The sequence below is a fragment of the Metabacillus sediminilitoris genome, from assembly GCF_009720625.1.
Lineage (GTDB): Bacteria > Bacillota > Bacilli > Bacillales > Bacillaceae > Metabacillus > Metabacillus sediminilitoris.
Genome location: NZ_CP046266.1, coordinates 1,817,579 through 1,836,647, shown reverse-complemented (window position 1 = coordinate 1,836,647; position 19,069 = coordinate 1,817,579). Strand labels below are relative to the sequence as shown.

Sequence of the window (19,069 nt, the reverse complement as noted above, 5' to 3'; positions counted from 1 at the left end):
GTGAAGAGTGCATAAGATTAATGCATCTGAAGTAATGGCTCGTAGTAAATTTAATCGTTTTCATTTATTTATTTTTCTATGGTGTGTTTATGCTCTTGCATTCGATGGTTTTGATATCGCAATGTATGGGGTAGGTTTGCCGTTAATGATGGAAGACTTCGGCTTAACAGTTGTTGAGGCTGGGGCAGTCGGAAGCTATACCCTTGTAGGCATGATGCTCGGTGCGTTTATCTTTGGTCCGTTAGCAGATGCTGTCGGCCGCAAAAAAGTATTGGCGATTTGCATGTTTTTATTCAGTGTGTTTACACTTTTGGCCGGTCTTGCACCGAGTATTCTGATTTTTACGATCATGCGCTTTATCGCATCTCTTGGTATGGGCGGGCTTATGCCAAACGTCATCGCTTTAATGACTGAATATTCGCCCAAAAAGAGCCGTGCTCTTATTGTCGCAACCATGTATTGCGGCTATTCTATAGGAAGCATACTCGCTTCTCTTATGGGCATGTACATATTGGAGGATTTTGGCTGGAGATTGTTGTATTGGCTCGGTATTATTCCACTTTTCACCTTGCCTATTTTTATGAAAAAATTCCCTGAATCTCTTTCTTATTACATTTTACGCAAACAGGGAGATAAACTGGCAAACATATTAAATCAAGTAGATCCGAATGGAAATTACAAAGAAACAGATGATTATGAATATGCACGTACGAAAGAAAGTGCGAAAGGTTTTCCAGTTAAAAAGTTGTTTGCTAATCAACGCACCATTAGCACGCTCGCTTTTTGGATCATGGTGTTCAGTTGTTTGCTGATGGTTTATGGTTTAAATACGTGGCTACCTAAAATTATGCAGGCTTCTGGCTATGGGCTATCTTCTAGTCTATCATTCAATCTTGTGTTAGGGGTCGGTCAAATTGGAGGATCATTGCTTGGAGGTTATTTCGTTGACCGAATCGGCCATCGAAAAGTCCTGTTATTGATGTATTTGCTTGGTGCGATAACCTTCGTTTCTCTTAGTATGACATCCAACATCGTGATGCTGTATGTATTAATTGCCATTGGCGGCGCATGCACTGTCGGAACGCAAAATCTAGTAAATCCGTATATCTCCGAGTTTTATCCGAAAGAGATTCGTTCGACTGGTGTCGGGGTAACTGTCGGGGTTGGGCGGATTGGTTCCATTCTTGCTCCAATTCTCGTCGGGCTGCTTTTAGTCATAAACTCAGAGCCGCAAAATGCATTTATGGCCTTTGCCATTCCAAGTATTCTTGGCGGTATCGCCCTATTATTTGTTCAAGAAAGATACGGCAGTTATGATAAACTAGTTGTTTCTCAACATGAAGATATCGTATTAAAAAAAGCAGCTGATTATTGAAAATGGTGCCTGTTCCTAGATGAAATCGCGGACAGGCACTAAGTACCCAAAAAAAGTTCAAAAAACCACTATCTTTTCAGCTTAAATGCCCGTCTTTCTGCATACTCCGAACAAGGCAGGCATACCTTGATGATTTTACCTCTATCATTGATATATTTTCGCAACCGACTTATTTTCCTGTTACAGATCTCACATTTATTCTTCCAAAAACCAAATAGCAAGTTCGCCCCCCTCCTTATGCTCCGTTTCAAGGCACCACAATAATAAAAGGCATAAGACAGGCTGTCCAATCGTTTAGGACAGCCCTTAATGTTTAGATTTATTTTCTATGCAAATCCTAATCTACCCCATCAAATTTATTTACCAAACTTTACGATGATTTTTTTTATCATTAGCCCAATCAAGACACCTGGTATGACAAATACCATTGGTAAAAAAATCGGTCCTAACAACACACCGAAGATTTCCAATTTCGTCGAGTACATTACTCCAACAGTTACAAAATAGGCGGAAAAGACAAATGGGAGAAATAAAAGATTCGAATTCTCACTTTCTTTATTAGCATCCTTAACGGCATCCCACATCGAGAAAAAATATAAACAAGGATAAAACATAATCCATTGGAAATTTAGTTGCTCTATTGATTTTTGAATGTCCCCTTGAAAACTCGACATGATTGCACTATTAAAGTTCGCAAAGACATTTACAGTAAATTCGAGAAAAATAAACAATATTCCTTTAACATATTTACGATTTAGAAGTTGTCCAAAACCCGGAAAGGCGATGGACCAGAATAATCTTTCGATCGCATCCTTATTCACATTTTCTAATCCTACTTTCTTTATTAATTAAAGTGATCAGATTAATTTCTATTTGAAGATTTCGCAAGTGCTTCTCGATCAGCTGCTGTAAATGGTTCTTCAAACCATCCGTTCTCAATCATCATGTTTAAGCCGTCATTGTTAAATTTTCCAATTAACGGTATTAATTTCACGAACTCTGCTGCTAAATCATGTCGTAACATTTGTGAAAGGGCAGCACCGAAATTTTGGACTGCTATACTTCCTGCTAATGAATTATGATACATCATGAGTTTATCTGAAAAAGGAGATGTCGTTGAATCTGTAATATGTTCATCCAACACCTTAGGTACAGGGAGGTCTTGATTGATTAAATGTTCAGCAAAGCTTTGGATTTGATTGCTGGATAGTTGAGCACCTTTTTGAAAATAGCTTCGAATTTTATCTGAAGATGCCACCTGACTGAACCCTAGCATAAGAGATTTTCCTAATATGTTTGAATTTATGTTATATTGCAAATGCTTTATTTCATTGGCTGTTAGTGGTCTATCCCTTCCTGTAATCATGGAAATGAAGGATTTTTTCTCGACAAAATCAATTTTTTTCGGATAGGGGATCATTGGAAAACTAATGTCCATACCTTTTGCAAGTAATAAATGAACGCCTTTTTCATAAATTTCGGCTGTATCATTTAAACAGTTTCGAAAATAATTCATACTATCTTGTCGTGTTGAACATGAATAAGCATTTCCATAAGTATACAACCCCGAACTCGACATCTGAACAATATAAAAAACCATGAACATATCACTAAAAAGGCGTGGTGCATCTTTTCGAATATCCTGTTCACCAAACCCAACAGGAACTGGAATATGTTCCTTCTTAAAAAGAGCTTGAATTTCTTGAACATGCCTACTTGAAATTGATAAAGAATAATCAACATACTTTCTAACTTCTTCATCTTCTACAACTTGAAGAAAGTGTTGAAACATACAACTAAACAAAGAGTCACCAAGATAATTGTTAAATAAGTCAGCTAATTCCGAAGAAGATAACTGCTTGTGTAGTTGACACTCAGCGTTTTGTTTTTCGATGAATGAGTTCTTATTCATGTTATCCTCCAAAGCTATTAATAAGACTATTATTTGTATCTTTCGTTAAAATATTAGAGGAATCCTAAAATTTTACAGAATCGAAACGATTGTTAGAACAATAAAAATAGCTTGGAATAAATTCCAAGCTATTTGGATAGTGGTTAATTCCCTTCCCCCTCAGCTTCCCATTTTGCTATTTCACTGCGAACCATCGGTGCCACTTCTTGCCCTAACAATTCGATGGATTTCATGACATCATTATGAGGCATTGTTCCAACCGGTACGTGAAGCATAAAGCGTGTGATACCGACGTTTTTTCGAAGGTGAATGATTTTTTCGGCAACTGTTTTTGAATCACCAACATACAATGCTCCTTCAAAGCTCCGGGCTGCATCAAAGCTTGCCCGAGTGTATGAACCCCAACCGCGCTCACGTCCTAAAACATTCATGGCCTGTTGGGTCGGCGGGAAAAACTTATCTGCTGCTACTTCGGTCTCTTCGGCCACAAAACCATGTGAATGTGATGCAACAGGCAATTTGGAGATGTCATGACCTGCATGTGCAGCGACCTTTTTGTATAACTGTACGAGCGGCTCAAATTGGAGCGGACTTCCGCCGATAATGGCTAGAACGAGAGGCAGTCCAAGAAGTCCTGCCCTGATAACAGAATCAGAATTACCACCGCTGCCAATCCATACCGGCAAAGGATTCTGAACAGGGCGCGGGTACACACCGAGGTTTTGAATCGCCGGGCGATGTCCGCCTTTCCATGTCACTTTCTCCGACTCCCGTATTTTCAACAACAACTCCAGCTTCTCCTCGAACAGCTCATCATAGTCTTTTAAATCATAGCCAAACAGTGGAAAAGATTCGATAAACGAACCGCGCCCCGCCATGATTTCTGCTCGTCCATTCGAGATTGCGTCAAGCGTAGCAAAGTCCTGAAACACTCGGACTGGGTCTGCTGAAGATAGGACTGTTACCGCACTTGTTAAACGGATCCGTTTCGTCTGTGATGCTGCTGCAGATAGGACGACTGCAGGAGAGGATGCCGCATAATCTTTACGATGATGTTCCCCGACACCGAAAACATCTAACCCTACCTGATCGGCCAGAATGATTTCCTCGACAACTTCTCGTATCCTTTGAGCATGACTTATGACCTTACCTGTTTCTACATCTGGTGTTGTTTCGACAAACGTGCTTATGCCAATTTCCATAAAAAATCCCTCCTACAAGCTTTGGTATGACCGAAAGCTATCGAACAATGTATAGTTGATAACATATTTTCTTAACATACTATAAACTTTTAATAAAATCATTTTATCTGATTGCCCTTTTCGTCTTGCAAAGGTCGCCACATTTTTAACATGAGCCCTTCCGAAGCTTCGGGGGGTTTTTTCATATTTTTAAAAACTTCACAAACTGATAAATAAAACATTCAGTCTCACGGGGCATGGTTCAGTGATAAAAAATGGGCATCAACATTGGATGCCCACAATCATTTAAAGTATTAGTATACCCGCTTCGCACCAACATAATATTTACTCCAATAGCTGTTATCCATCGAATAAAGTGCAATCCCTTTCGAATTTGTCGCTGAGATAAACTGATTATCACCCATGTAAAAGCCAACATGTGTAATCGTTCCAGTTGTATTGACGGCAAAGAATACAAGATCACCAGGCTGTAATTGACTTCGTTGAATGGTTATTCCTGTTTTATAAAGACCTGCTGAGGTGTTGCGGGACATGTTCACGTCATGTTGATTGAACATGTAATAAACAAATCCTGAACAATCAAAGCCAGATGGTGTTGCTCCTCCCCATACATACGGAACTCCAAGGTAATTTATTGTGTCGTTGATTAACGCCTTTTTGACAATGGCATGTTCGATGGCCGTTTTTGTTGTATCATCTACAGTTCCTGTCACTGGAAGCAGGTAATCAGCTTGGAAGCTTTTGACCGCCAGGGTAGTTACTGAGTCATATCTTCCAGTCATTGTCGGCACCGTATAATAGCCGAGTGTTTGGAGGTTTTTTTGGATCCCTATTACATCACTTGTTGGATTAGGTGCTGCTGTTGGTTCATTAGCGGGAGCAATTCGACCTGTTGGAATTGTTAAAACCTGTCCAACACGAATTACATCAGTTGTTAATTGATTCGCTTGTTTTACTTGATCTACAGTTGTATTGAATCTTTTAGCGATAACAGATAATGAATCACCAGATACGACTGTATAACTCGTGATCCTTGAATCTGTTGCAGGTGGCGGTGCTGGTGTGGCAACTGTTCCTTCACCTCCAGGAATAACAAGAATTTGCCCAATTTGCAAAACATCACTTGTTAAATGATTTGTGCTTCGTAAAGTATCGACTGCAAGATTGTGTCTTGCTGCAATTCCCCATAAGCTGTCTCCTGCCACAACTGTATATTGGTACGTTGTTGTGACAGTTGGCGCCTCAGTTTGGGCAGGTGTTATTGGTTCAGAAGGACCATTAGCACCTGCTGGTATTGTTAATGTTTGACCAATTTTCAATACATCTGTTTGTAATCCATTTAACGCTTTCAATACCTCAACTGTTGTGCCAAAACGTTTGGCAATGACAGATAAACTGTCTCCGGAAACAACAGTATACATAGATGTTTGTGTTTGTGGAGGAGGCTGTGTCACAGCGGGTGCCGGCTCGCTCGTTTGATTCCCCATTACGTGAGGAATAATCAGAATTTGACCAAGACGTGTTGCATCCGTTGTGAGATGATTTGCTTCCTTGATCGCATGTACAGGTACGCCATATTCTTTTGCCAAAACCGTTAAATAATCTCCTGTTTCCACTGTATGAAACGCCTTTGGAATGATTAATTGCTGATTCAATTTTAAGCTGTCAGATAATAAATTATTTGCTTTTTTGATAGCATCAACCGTTGTTCCAAACTTTACGGATAATTTCCAAAGTGTATCACCTGAGGAAACAATGTAATGAATATTGTTTGTATGATCCATTTGCGTTTCTGCTGATGTATTCTCCTCAGCATGTGCAGAATTTTTATCTAATGTAAGCGGGATGGAGCTAACGACCATTCCTCCAACAACAACCTTCACCATCGTAACCCTTAGATTCGCGTACCGTTCTTTAATAATCTGCTTCGCCATAAAAGTAATATTTTCACTAGATGCCGGCTCAGTGCCTAATTCATTTGCAAACTCTGTTAAATGATCGTTATCTATGTAGAGGATGATGGCAAACTCATCGTTTTGAGGGTTTAGCTTTTTCATTTCATATCGTTGAAAACTATTCTTCATATCTTTCATCCTCCTGTCATGAAATCTCAAGATTCATGTTTTAGTATTCTCAGGAAGAAAGGAATTCATGATGCGTTTGTGAATAGACGGACTGTATGTAACCAATCCTATCAATCAAAAACAAGAAAAACCTACTGTTTGAATACAGTAAGGCTTACAATGGAAGTTAATGTTTATTTTTCATTGCTAGCTCATCTCGATCAGGAGCTTTTGGAGGCTCCTCGAGCCATCCATGTCGTATCATAATGTTAGCCCCATCCTCTGAGAAAAGCTGTATTTCTGCTGTTAATCGATTATACATAATCCCTAAATCTCTTCTAGGGCTTATAGCGATACTCTGACCATAATATTGGACACCTAAGCCAATTAGGATCGTCGTAAAAAACATCATGAGCTTATCTGAAAATACATAATGTGTGCTGTCTGTTACATCGGAATCCCATGTCATCGGAGCTGGAAGTAAATCCTTTTTCAAATGTCCTCCAAATATTTCACAATGTTTTCGAGCAATATCTCTCCCTCTCTTTAAAAACTTTGCTACCTCTTTTTCCCTAGAGACCTGCCCAAAACCTATCATGGTTACTACACCTAGAGCATTCCTTTGTAAATTGGAATATAAAGCAGTCACTTCCAGAGCAGTGAGTGGTCGTTTCTCTCCAAAAAATCCTGATAGAAAACTTTGATCTTTAATGAAATCTACTTTCGCAGGTTTCGGTATGTAAGGAGACCTGATATATAGACCTTTTGACAGCAGCATATCCTTTGATACTTCATATAAATGGATTGTCTCTGTAAGACATTCCTTGAATAACTCAGTAATGTCTTTCCTTACAGAAATGGATAAACTCATACCATGACCATTAAGACCTATTTTAGACATATTGTGAATAAAATTTAAATAGTAACTATCAGTAAATAATCTAGATGCTGTCAAATCTACATCCTCATGTATGTTAAAACCATAAGGAATAGGATGGTTTTCCCCCTTAAATATATCTGCAATTTTTTGCACATGTGATTGAGATAACTGTAAAGCGTATTTAATTAAATGCTTTATTTCTTTATCCTCAACCTTTTCCAGAAAGTAAGATAAAACAGGAATACTTGCACTATCATTCATATATGTAGCCCAGAGCTGGGATATTTCAGCAGACGTAAGATTAATTTGCTTATCTATCTCCTTCTCCACTATTCGAACCTCCAAAAAAGATACAATTTTATGTGTATTCTTCCCACTTTTGAAGTGACCTATGTATGAAGAATAAAGGGTCATTAATCTTAATATGTAACAAAGTATTTTACTGTGCTCTTCGTTACTACCATTTTATAAATAGTGGATTGTTTTAGAGGAAAAATGAAATAGTAGAAATTTTTCATTCATAAAAACAAACGCTGTTTTATTTTGATTTATTTTTTATTCGTTTAATCACCATACTATGAGTAGCGGCTTAAAGCCAGGTTCATAAATTGTCAGTAGTTATTGATATAAAAGACAAATGAAAAAGGCCTGTCCCTTTAAAGGAATAGGAGGTTGATGAAATGATGAATTTTTTTATCACAAGCTTCGTTTTCGCGCTATTGTTTCTGCCCTCCCAAAGCCTATTATCAGCAAATGAAGGTAAGCAAAAAAGTAAGTTCTTCGGTGTTGGCGCTACAATTACAGAAGTAAATACTGATGAATACAAGGTTGAAACAAAAGGTGAAAAAGCAGGTGAAGGGATTGTTTATACGCCAAAAAAGTAATTCTCAACAAAAACGATTAACTATCTCATCACTCTTAGGGGGAAAGAAAAGGTTTTATTAAAAATCGAAGAAACCGATGCAAGAGGCCGTTTTATGAAAGAAAAAAACGTAGATACAGAACTCTCTGATAACTGGAAACATTAGAACTGCCCTTTGCTTTGGAAAGCGAGTCATCCCAAATTGATGTTTTCGTTCTTACTACAGACAAAAGACAAACAGAATTTCTTGTGAAGGGTATACAAATAGTAAGCCAATAAATACGAAAGACCTTGTTTGTTCACCGACAACAAGGTCTTTTTTTTCGTTATGAAAGTACCCAAAAGCCACTAAAAGTTCATTCCTTTACGATGCCAGCTCTTAACGTACTAATACCACATTCTAAATAACCCTTTAAACAGGTCAACATGTAAACCCAGCCTTCTTTATTGTCGACTAATTCATGTATGAGTCCTTCATCATTTTCATGAAAACCTTCTTCTTTCACCTCAATGATTGTGTGGACATGATCCATAGCAGTCAGTGTAATCGTAACTGTATGTTCATCATCACTTGGCCCCCATTTGAACACAATTTTCTTATGTAATTCCATTTCGATTACGTTTATATCCACCACAGCATCATATTCATCATATCTTAACGTAACAGTTTTCCCTTTTCCCCATCTCTCAGAGCTTGATGAGAACCAAAAATTCCCGATTTTTTCAGGGTCTACGAATGCTTCAAATACTTCATTTGCAGGTTTTTCAATTTTAAATTTTGTCAGGTTGTTCATTTGCTTCATCATCCTTTTTTGGAAAATTAATTTATTGCCCATTCATCATTTTTTTATGGATATTGGTTAAAATATGACAATAAAGGAGGCAATCAGTTGGGACATACATTTGAAAAGTTTGTATTAAAGGGACTATTAATATTTAGCATGGTTATTTTTTTGCCTCTTGTTCGCAAAAAACCAATTCATGACATGAAAGATTGGTTACTTGTCTTTTTTTTAAAGGGCTATTTCTCTTCATTTATTGATACATTTGTTGTGAAAAAAGGCTTTGTTAAGTACCCCTATAATTTATTTAAAATTTTCGATATAAGTGTAGTATTTAATTATCTTATTTTTCCGCTAAGCTGTATCTATTTTAATCAATTAACAAAGAAATCCAACCTTGTTGGTGTCATTTCTAAAGTCTTGCTTTTCAGTATTCCGATGACCATTATTGAAACTTGGTTTGAGAGGAACACTGATTTGATTAAATATAAGAAATCATGGAATTGGAAGTATTCGTTTCTATCAATTAATGCTACTTTTTTATTTGTTCGTCTTATTATCCAACTGGTTAGAAAGACGGCTGACGGTGATTCAAAAAATACAACTATATAATTGATCTTATAAAAGACTGTAGTCAATGATAACAGTCTTTTCATTGTTTTCCTGCTCTCATCATGATATCTATAAGAACACAATCCTATACCATTCCTTATAAGGTAATTGGTATATCCTCCCTGCTTTTTGTGAAAAAGTTTCCTCTACTTTTAAGATGACATGTAACCACTTTTTAAACATCTTTTTTCCCATTATTCAATAGCAATAATTTACCTATTTATTCAATTTTTTCTTTATTTTCCTATTTTATGATAGTATAAATTTTAATACATATACAATACATATCGCTTACTAGTTTAATTGTTGGAGGAAAAATCTTAATGAAAAGAAGTTTACGAATTAAAATGTTAGTTACTTTTTCGTTAATTGTTCTAACAAATTGTATCATTCTCGCCTATATAAGTCATACGGTGTCTGCTAATCTCGTAAAGGATACGGTTAGTCAGCTTGCAGGAACGATTGTTCAACAAGCAGTTGATGGCATTGATGTGGAGAAATACGAAGAAATTACATTAGATTCTGGGGAAACAGATTTATATTATCAATTAAGAGAACAATTAAATGAATTACGTGAGACAACAGGGTTGACCTATTTATACACAATGTCACGTGAACAAGTAAATGGGACATATCAGTATTATTATATGGTTGATGGAATGCCTGTAGGCAGTGAAGATGAATCGCTGCTGGGTGATGTTGAGGAGGAAATAGCTACATTTCCGGCGATTGTGAAGACGTTTGAAACAGAATCCATGCAGGTTGATATGACTTTTTCGCAAAACTGGGGCGGAACGGTGTCAGCCTATGTTCCAATAAAAAATTCAACAGGTGACGTGATTGGGATTATGGGAGCTGACCTTGATGCAACGAAGGTTTATCAACAGCTTGATGAAAATAAGCTAACATTAATGATGATAACGGTCCTAATTCTTGTCATTAGCAGTGTGATTATTTTCTTTTTTACCTATTATCTATTAAAACCTTTAAAAGATTTAACGAGGCAAGTGCAGCACGTTGGAGCAGGAAACTTAACAGCTAAAATGGAAATCAAGCGCTCAGATGAAATAGGGAATTTATCGGTTGCGATTGATAAAATGCGAGAAAATCTTAGAGACATGATCTCTAACATCTCCAATGTTGCTGGTTCTGTTTCACGACATAGCGAAGAATTAACACACTCTTCAAATGAAGTGAAACAAGGTAGTTTACAAGTTGCTGCTACCATGCAATTGCTCTCAAATGGGGCTGATACACAAGCAGACGCTTCTAGACTATTAGCTCAAGAGATGGATAACTTTTCAATAAAAATACAAGAAGCTAATCAAAATGGAGAAGAAATTTCGCTGAAATCAAACGTAGTGTTAGAGCTTGCTAACGAAGGCATCCAGTATATGTCAGGATCCGTGCATCAAATGGAACTTATTAATAGCATTGTTCATAACTCCGTACAAAAAGTTCAAGTATTAGACCAACAATTACAAGAAATCACAAAATTAGTCGATGTGATCAACTCCATCGCAGGTCAAACAAATCTGCTTGCACTTAATGCCGCAATTGAAGCTGCAAGAGCAGGTGAACATGGGAAAGGGTTTGCGATTGTTGCTGATGAAATAAGAAAGCTATCCGTCCAGGTTACGACTTCTGTCAAGGATATTACGGAAATTGTTGATAACATCCAACATGAATCACATGATATCGTTCACTCGTTAGAAGAAGGCTATGACCAAGTTCAAAATGGCAGCAGTCAAATTCAATTAACTGGAGAAGCCTTTAGTAAGATTCACTCTTCAGTGTCCAGTATGGTTGAAAGAATATCGGTTATTTCAAAAAACTTAGAAGTGATCTCAACAAACTCAATATGTATGAATGATTCCATTGAAAAGATTGCCGCAATCTCCGAAGAATCAGCTGCAGGTGTTGAAGAAACGACTTCTTCTGTCAAGCAAACCCACTCATCGATGGAAGAAATCTCAGGAAATGCCATCCAGCTCTCACAATTAGCAGAGAATTTGAATGATCAGGTGAAAAATTTTCAGTTAAAGTAAACATACCAATACATTCATTGACTCTTACCTCCTTCTGACATATGAACGAAGGAGGTTATTGTTTTTTCCGTCCTTCCCAAAGACAATATTGTGTTATCAATGTACTACCTAACTTTGCTGGGTATATTGATTTTTTAGTAGGTTAGGAAGAAACCAGACTAAACAGTTAATGAATTAGGTGATTCAGAAGTACAGTTACATCATGACTAAACGTTCTTGCTCACTGCATCTGGCATGATATACGTGTCGCCAATTTGAAGATAGTTTATTAATAAATCATTATCCAAGGTTTACCACACCACACCACACCTCATCACATTCCGTCCTTTTAAGTCACCTTTCTTTGAACCTGCCATAGCTGAATTTACAATACATTGATAAATCAAAACAAAAAAGGATAATACTATGAATAAATGGAAAATAGGAGGACATCATTTTGGGTACAAAGAACAATGGATTATCAATTTTCGCCTTAGGCGGGATTAATGAAATCGGTAAAAACATGTATGTGGTCCAATATGCAGATGAGATTATTATTATCGACTGCGGGGCGAAGTTTCCTGATGAAAGTTTATTAGGAATTGACTTGATCATTCCTGATCTTACCTATCTTGTTGAAAATAAAGAAAAGATTAAAGCGATGATTGTGACACATGGGCATGAGGATCACATTGGGGGCATTCCTTACTTTTTAAAAAAATTAAACGTACCTATATATGCAACTAAGTTTACCTTAGGTTTAATTGAATTAAAATTAACGGAACATAAGCTTCTTAGAGAAACCGAACTAAAATCAATTGATGATCAATCACGTATTCAGTTTGATGAAATGAGTTTATCGTTTTTCAAAACAAGCCATAGTATTCCGGATTGTTTGGGTATTGTTTTTCATACACCAGAAGGAAATGTCGTCCATACCGGTGACTTTAAATTTGATTTAACTCCTGTAAACAATCAATATTCGGATATACATAAAATGGCGGAGATCGGTCAGCAAGGTGTGCTCTTGCTATTATCAGAGAGTACGAATGCTGAACGTTCTGGGTCGACTCCGACTGAACGACGGGTTGGTGACCATATTGATGAGGCTTTTATGAAAGCAAAACGCAAAGTGATCATTTCTACCTTTGCTTCGAATGTCAATCGTGTTCAGCAGGTTGTTTCTGCAGCACTTAAGACAAATCGTAAGCTTGCGTTGCTTGGCCGCAGTATGGTAAATGTCATTGATGTAGCGATTAAACGTGGATATCTGCAAGTTCCTGAAGGTATGTTAATCGAACCACATCAAATCAATGCACTGCCCCCAGAACAGGTGGCAATTCTATGTACAGGAAGTCAAGGTGAGCCATTGGCCGCTCTTGCCCGCTTGTCGACATCCTCTTTTCGTGGTGTAGAAATTTTACCTGAGGACACGGTGATTTTAGCTGCCTCACCTATTCCAGGGAATGAACGCAATGTATCACGAATCATCGACAACTTATTTCAGCTTGGTGCACATGTCATCTACGGCTCAGGCAGTTCAACAGGCATGCATGTATCAGGGCACGGCTACCAAGAAGATTTAAAATTAATGCTCACATTAATGAAACCGACTTATTTTATCCCGATACATGGTGAATTTAGAATGCTGCATCACCACAGACAGCTAGCGGAGTCTGTTGGTGTACGAAAAAATCATACATTTATCATTAACAATGGGGATGTTGTTGATATTGAAAACAAAGAGGCACGGCAAACTCGTAAAATCCCATCTGGTAATACATATGTAGATGGAATTGGTGTTGGTGATGTTGGCGAGATTGTATTACGAGATCGCAAACAATTATCAGAGGATGGAATGATCGTGATTGTTTTAACAATTAGTAAATCAGAAAGAAAAATGATATCACGCCCTGATACGATTTCACGTGGCTTTGTGTATGCGCGAGACTCTGAGGACCTGCTTCGAAAGGTTAATCACCTTGTCGAAAAAAACGTTAACGACTTATTAGCTGAGGACATCCATCAATGGAATGTGCTTAAACAAAACATTAAAAAATCATTGGGACAATATTTATTTGAAAAAACGAAGCGGAAACCGATGATTTTACCGATCATTATTGAGGTGTAGGTTTATACCGAATGATTTATTGTCCGTGTGACAAGAGATATTGTCCGAAGCTCAGCATTTATTGTCTGATCAGGTGATTTTATTGTCCTGATTGCAATTTTATTGTCCAAAAGCTTAAAGATAATGACCAACCGACAAATCCAGACAAACTTTTTGCCTGATCAACTAAATACAAAACGAGCTTGAGTTACTCTCAAGCTCGTTTATCTTGCTTGCTTATTTATTTTCCAAAACCGGCTGTACCTCTGTATTTTCATCCTTTAAATTGAAAAGTGGAAATGTAAGCAATGTTCCAATAAGGAATAAGACACCTGAAAGTACATACACACCAGTCAATGTCAGCGGGGTCTTTACAATTCCAGATGCTGACATACCAATGACCATCATTCCCATAAATAACGGATTGAGGACACCATTAACACGTCCGATAAAAGCCTCATCCGTATTTTTTAGGATTAACGTATTAATCCCAATATGAATGCATGGGAAAAATAAACCGTTAAAAAGTTGAAGAAGAATGGTTAAAACGAAATTTGTTGACAAACCAACACCGATCGTCCCAATCATACTTGCGAAGATACCGAGTGCAAGAAGCTTTTGCGGGGAGATTTTCTTTGAAATCGCAAAGACAATTCCTCCGCCAAGCAGCATACCTACCCCATTTGCCATGAGTAACCACTGAAGATAATCCTTTGGCAAGCCCAATTTTTCAATCGTTACAAAGATCATCAATGGTGAAATAAGGCCAACCGCCAGACCACAAAAAGCAAAGATTGATCCCATTGATCTTAGAATTTTCTTTGACATGACATAGCGAAATCCATCTGCTAATTCTTTCTTGAAATTATTTTCCTCTTCTGTTTTCTCTTTCGCTGCATCTCGTGGAAGAGTGAATAAAACAACTGCTGAAAGTAAAAACATCGTTCCCATTACACCAATCGACGTATAGATGCCATACTTTTGATAAACAAATGCCCCTATAACTGGACCGATGACCATAAAGATCGCCATTAATGATTGGAACATCGCCATAACAGATTGTAATTGTTCACCTGGAACATGCTGCTTTAACAGCTTCATGGCTGAAGGCATAGAAAATTGAGATAAAATAGCTGATACAAATGTTGCAAAGAAAATCGTCTGCCATGAACCGTAAAGAAGTGTAAGTAACACAACAAAAATGGAAACAGCTGATAATAAATCACACCAAACCATCGTAAGCTTAGGCTTCCAGCGGTCTGCAAATGTTCCTCCAATAAATGAAAAGATAAAGATTGGCGCAAACTCCGCAACAGAAATCAACGAAACATACAATGGATCATTATTTGTGATTTCTGTCACGTATAATAGAATCGCAAAATTCCGCACCCAAATACCGAGCTGCAGCAAGAAGTTTGATGCCATGATCGCCACAACAAATCGATTTGCAAAAAGATTCCCAGTCGGTTTGACTGCTGTAGCGGACATGCCATCTTGATTATTTATTTCCAAGTTCATCTCCCTCTCTGAACTACATTTTCTTCATCCGTTTTTCTTTCATTACATCCCTGTTCGTAATAAAAGATTTTTTCACCATCAATCATCTTATCTTCCATAATGTAGGAAATCAAGTTTTATTTTTAAAATTTATGTTGTTTATGAATACTTGAAGAAAATACAAAAAACAGAGAGAAGCATTCTCTCTGTTTTGCCTTCATCCTTTCGGTTAGTAGGGGACTGTCCCCTAACACCGCACCTCTCCATCAATAATCGTCATTTCAACCTTATTGCTTAAAAGCTCGTCTGGATGTTCGATTGCAAATAGGTCTTTTGAAAAGACTGTCATATCAGCAAATTTGGCTTGTGTTAACGTACCTTTGACATGCTCTTCATTTGTTGCATAGGCGCCGCCTATTGTAAACAATTTAACAGCTTCCAATATTGATAATTTTTCTTTTTCGTTCCAGCCTTGGTGTGATTGTGATGGTAATCTTCTTGTCAGTGCTGCATGAAGACCTAGTAATGGATCTAATGGTTCTACAGGTGCATCTGAGCCGCCTGCACAAATGACTCCTCTTGAAAGCAGTGTTTTCCATGCATATAGATTCTTTTCTCTTTCTTCACCAAGTCTTTCTTTAATCCATGGATAATCACTCACAACAAATCGAGGCTGAATATCAGCGATACGGCTTGAATCAGCTAAACGTGCTATCAATTCCTCCCGGATAAGAGAAACATGAATAAAGCGGTCCCGATGTTGTCCTTTTGGCAGCTGATCTAATAAATCCAATACATCTTCTAACGCTTTATCACCGATTGTATGAACAGCAATTGGCATCCCGTACTCTTTCACCTCTTTGAACATGTCAAAAAGTGCAGCCTTGTCCTGCATTTCCTCACCAAATTGTTGTGGTGCATCATGATAAGGCTCCTTTAAGAGAGCTGTCCTTCTTCCAAATGCCCCGTCTGCAAAAAACTTAATCGCTCCAATTTGTAATTTCTCATTCCCAAATCCAGCAGCCATTCCTCTTTCTTTTAAATCGTTCAAGAAAGGATAATCGATTAATAGATTGCATCTTAAACCTTTATGGTCATGATTGATGATTTCATTATACAGTTTATATGTTTGATCTAAACCTCCAAAATATAACGGATCATTTGTATGCACGCTTGTTAAGCCTTTTGTTACAGCTAGCTGCATGGCTAGTTCAAGGCCATGTTTCAGTTCATCAAATGATTTATCTAGAATTTGATCCGTAAAAAGCTTTGCTGCCGTTTCAAGGATTAATCCGTTTGGCTTCTTCGTAACTGGATCAAGAACAATTTGTCCACCTGTCGGCACGGTCATTGACGGATCGTATTGACATACTTCGAGTGCCTTACTATTGACTAAAAAAGCATGGTGACAAATTCTTTTTAAAAAGATTGGACAATTCGGTGCAACATAGTCTAATTCTTCAATAGTCGGAATCGTACTGCCATCATTGAATAAATTTTCATCCCAACCAATGCCAATTAACCATTTTCCTTGTGGAATCGCTCCTGCCTTTTCACGTATTTTATGAAGCATGTCGTGTTTCGAAGTCACACCAACTAAATCAAGATCGAGCAAATTAAACGCAACACCGGAAAGATGCAGATGACTGTCAATCATGCCGGGTGTCGCCATTTTCCCTTGTAAATCAATAATCGTTGTATCATGCCTGCCCCATTGCAGGATCATATCTTCATGTGAACCGAGCTCTACAATTTTCCCATTTTCTACGACAATCGATTCAACTATAGGTTGATTCTTATTTAATGTATAAATTTTTCCATTTGTAAAAATCGTTTTTGACATAGTAATCTCCCTGTATGCTTTTTAATCATTTTACTATTTGTTATAAAAATTATGAAATCAAATTGAGCTTGAGGATCGTCTTTGAATTTTATCAGCGAAATTTTGATTATATCAGTGATTTCTGGAATATATCAGCGAAATTTCGGTTTTATCAGTGAATCCAAATCTATCATTTTGAAATTATAACGATAAAAAGGAAGCGTTATAAGCTTCCCTTTCTAAACAATTTTCCCAATCTGATCATTAGGCTTCGCAACTTGATATGTTTGGCTATACTTCTCCTGTACAAACCAAATCGCAATCACGGCTACTAGACAAGGTATGGCAAAGGCTAGGAAGTTTACTTGCAGAGAGAATTGTTGGCTTAATAAAATACCTACCAATGTTGGTCCCATAATTCCGCCGATTCTTCCGATACCTAGGGCCCAGCCGATCCCTGTTGATCTAATTTCTGATGGATAATATTGCGATACATAGGCATTTGTAATAATTTGTGTCCCTGTTGTTGTTCCACCGGCAATCATTAATAACACATATAATAGAAACATACTTGGTTTAAAGCTTAAGAGTAAGAGAGATACGAAAGCTAAAAGAAAGTATGAAATGAGTACTTTTCTTGATCCAAAACGATCTGCTAATTTTCCGCCTGTGATAGCACCGATTACTGCTCCAATATTTAAAGTTAAGAGGAAGGTGAGACTTGAGCCTAATGGATAGCCTGCTCCTTGCATGATTTTCGGCAGCCATGTGCTTAGTCCATACATTACGAGGAGACACATAAAAAACGAAATCCAGAACATGATCGTACTTAAGGCACGGTGTTCACTAAATAATTTTTTAACTGGGAAGCCTGTGCTTTTTTCTGCGTTTAGAATATATTTATCTGTTTTGCTATAGTTTGTATTAGGATCAATTTGACTTAGAACAGAAATCAATGTATCTTTTTGATTTCGTAACACATAAAAGTTAATTGATTCTGGAAGAACTTTATTTAAGAGCGGTAATAATAGTAATGGTACAGCCGCCAGCCATACGACCATTCTCCAGCCGAAATTCGGAATTAAATAGATCGCACCGACAGATGCAACTACACCCCCTAATGCATGTCCGCTAAACATGATGGCCACTAATGTACTTCTCAATTTTTTAGGAGCATACTCGGTAATTAAGGCAACGAGGTTTGGCATAACCCCTCCAAGTCCTAATCCAGCGATAAAACGCTGCACAGCAAATAATGCAAATCCATTTGCAAACCCTGAAGTAAAGGTAAAGACTGAGAAGATGATTGTGCATAAAAAAATCACATTTTTTCTGCCGATTTTATCGGCAACAGGTCCAAAAATTAACGCACCTAACATCATCCCAATTAACGCGTAGCTGCTAAGTGCTCCCGCTTCAATTGGACTAATTCCCCACTCGTCCATTAATGTCGGGATAATGGTTCCTAACATGAACATATCATAACCATCACAAATAATAATAAACATACAACAGATTAGTAACTGTAAGTGAAAACGGTTAAATTTTTGATTATCGATAATTTCTCCCACATTGATCGTTTTCAATGGTTTCCCCCCTTAATCACACGTATTCTGTAAACAGAATCTCCTTTATACCCGATAAATGAATAGAGTAGACGATTAGCTGTTCATCCTTTATCAAAAGAGTTTGATCATTTACGTTAAGATATAAAACATAAGCCTTACATGTTTTAATCATTCCCTCTTTGTAATAATCAATCGTGATCAACTCATTTGTTGATAATTCCTTTAAAATCATCCCACCCCCCCCTTAACTGATAACTTTCAAATATAGGTAATAAAACAATTGATAACGCTTACAAAACACAACCTAATATTTTATCTTGAATTACTTTTTAACAGCATCTACTTTCCCATGTCATT

Annotated in this window: 15 protein-coding genes; 5 read left to right on the top strand and 10 right to left on the bottom strand. The window is 37.4% G+C overall.

All coding sequences use genetic code 11. The features are described from left to right. The first annotated feature begins 7 nt into the window (after positions 1 to 7). Positions 8 to 1,375 carry an MFS transporter gene (locus GMB29_RS08860; RefSeq protein ID WP_227551619.1) on the top strand — a complete coding sequence of 456 codons (1,368 nt, stop codon included), beginning with the start codon at positions 8 to 10 and terminating at the stop codon, positions 1,373 to 1,375. Positions 1,376 to 1,731: 356 nt separating this feature from the next. Here GMB29_RS08860 and GMB29_RS08855 read toward each other — a convergent pair whose 3' ends face one another. The 5 genes from GMB29_RS08855 to GMB29_RS08835 all read right to left on the bottom strand — a co-directional run bounded on the left by GMB29_RS08855 (position 1,732) and on the right by GMB29_RS08835 (position 7,762). After that, a complete protein-coding gene (locus GMB29_RS08855) occupies positions 1,732 to 2,196 on the bottom strand; it encodes a hypothetical protein (RefSeq protein WP_136351620.1) in 465 nt (154 codons plus the stop codon). Positions 2,197 to 2,237: 41 nt separating this feature from the next. Then, positions 2,238 to 3,287, bottom strand: coding sequence for a DUF3231 family protein (locus GMB29_RS08850; protein WP_136351621.1), 1,050 nt, complete (start codon positions 3,285 to 3,287; stop codon positions 2,238 to 2,240). A 143-nt stretch (positions 3,288 to 3,430) separates the two neighbouring features. Then, positions 3,431 to 4,489, bottom strand: a complete 1,059-nt coding sequence (locus GMB29_RS08845; RefSeq protein ID WP_136351623.1) for an LLM class flavin-dependent oxidoreductase — start codon at positions 4,487 to 4,489, stop codon at positions 3,431 to 3,433. A gap of 293 nt (positions 4,490 to 4,782) precedes the next feature. Beyond that, positions 4,783 to 6,573: a C40 family peptidase gene (locus tag GMB29_RS08840; protein ID WP_168733754.1), complete on the bottom strand. Its 1,791-nt coding sequence runs from the start codon at positions 6,571 to 6,573 to the stop codon at positions 4,783 to 4,785. Between the two features lie 166 nt (positions 6,574 to 6,739). Beyond that, positions 6,740 to 7,762 carry a DUF3231 family protein gene (locus GMB29_RS08835; protein WP_227551616.1) on the bottom strand — a complete coding sequence of 341 codons (1,023 nt, stop codon included), beginning with the start codon at positions 7,760 to 7,762 and terminating at the stop codon, positions 6,740 to 6,742. 350 nt (positions 7,763 to 8,112) lie between these two features. Between GMB29_RS08835 and GMB29_RS08830 the strand changes: the two genes are divergently transcribed. Then, a complete protein-coding gene (locus GMB29_RS08830; RefSeq protein ID WP_136351629.1) occupies positions 8,113 to 8,316 on the top strand; it encodes a hypothetical protein in 204 nt (67 codons plus the stop codon). Between the two features lie 334 nt (positions 8,317 to 8,650). On the opposite strand, the gene GMB29_RS08825 is transcribed toward GMB29_RS08830, so the two are convergent. Continuing rightward, positions 8,651 to 9,088: an SRPBCC family protein gene (locus GMB29_RS08825; RefSeq protein ID WP_136351631.1), complete on the bottom strand. Its 438-nt coding sequence runs from the start codon at positions 9,086 to 9,088 to the stop codon at positions 8,651 to 8,653. A gap of 96 nt (positions 9,089 to 9,184) precedes the next feature. Between GMB29_RS08825 and GMB29_RS08820 the strand changes: the two genes are divergently transcribed. From GMB29_RS08820 to GMB29_RS08810, 3 genes are all read left to right on the top strand, one after another. Next, positions 9,185 to 9,688, top strand: a complete 504-nt coding sequence (locus GMB29_RS08820; RefSeq protein ID WP_136351633.1) for a CBO0543 family protein — start codon at positions 9,185 to 9,187, stop codon at positions 9,686 to 9,688. A gap of 323 nt (positions 9,689 to 10,011) precedes the next feature. After that, on the top strand, positions 10,012 to 11,736 hold the full coding sequence (locus GMB29_RS08815; RefSeq protein ID WP_136351635.1) for a methyl-accepting chemotaxis protein: 1,725 nt from the start codon (positions 10,012 to 10,014) through the stop codon (positions 11,734 to 11,736). Between the two features lie 436 nt (positions 11,737 to 12,172). Then, positions 12,173 to 13,846 (top strand): ribonuclease J, encoded by a 1,674-nt coding sequence (locus GMB29_RS08810; protein WP_136351637.1) that lies wholly within the window; start codon positions 12,173 to 12,175, stop codon positions 13,844 to 13,846. 216 nt (positions 13,847 to 14,062) lie between these two features. Here GMB29_RS08810 and GMB29_RS08805 read toward each other — a convergent pair whose 3' ends face one another. From GMB29_RS08805 to GMB29_RS08790, 4 genes are all read right to left on the bottom strand, one after another. Then, a complete protein-coding gene (locus GMB29_RS08805) occupies positions 14,063 to 15,313 on the bottom strand; it encodes an MFS transporter (protein ID WP_136351857.1) in 1,251 nt (416 codons plus the stop codon). Between the two features lie 256 nt (positions 15,314 to 15,569). Continuing rightward, positions 15,570 to 17,165 carry an amidohydrolase gene (locus tag GMB29_RS08800; RefSeq protein WP_136351638.1) on the bottom strand — a complete coding sequence of 532 codons (1,596 nt, stop codon included), beginning with the start codon at positions 17,163 to 17,165 and terminating at the stop codon, positions 15,570 to 15,572. Positions 17,166 to 17,383: 218 nt separating this feature from the next. After that, positions 17,384 to 18,730 carry an MFS transporter gene (locus tag GMB29_RS08795; protein WP_136351640.1) on the bottom strand — a complete coding sequence of 449 codons (1,347 nt, stop codon included), beginning with the start codon at positions 18,728 to 18,730 and terminating at the stop codon, positions 17,384 to 17,386. Between the two features lie 16 nt (positions 18,731 to 18,746). Beyond that, complete coding sequence (locus GMB29_RS08790) at positions 18,747 to 18,944, bottom strand: YolD-like family protein (protein ID WP_136351642.1); 198 nt, start codon at positions 18,942 to 18,944, stop codon at positions 18,747 to 18,749. Positions 18,945 to 19,069 lie beyond the last annotated feature (125 nt).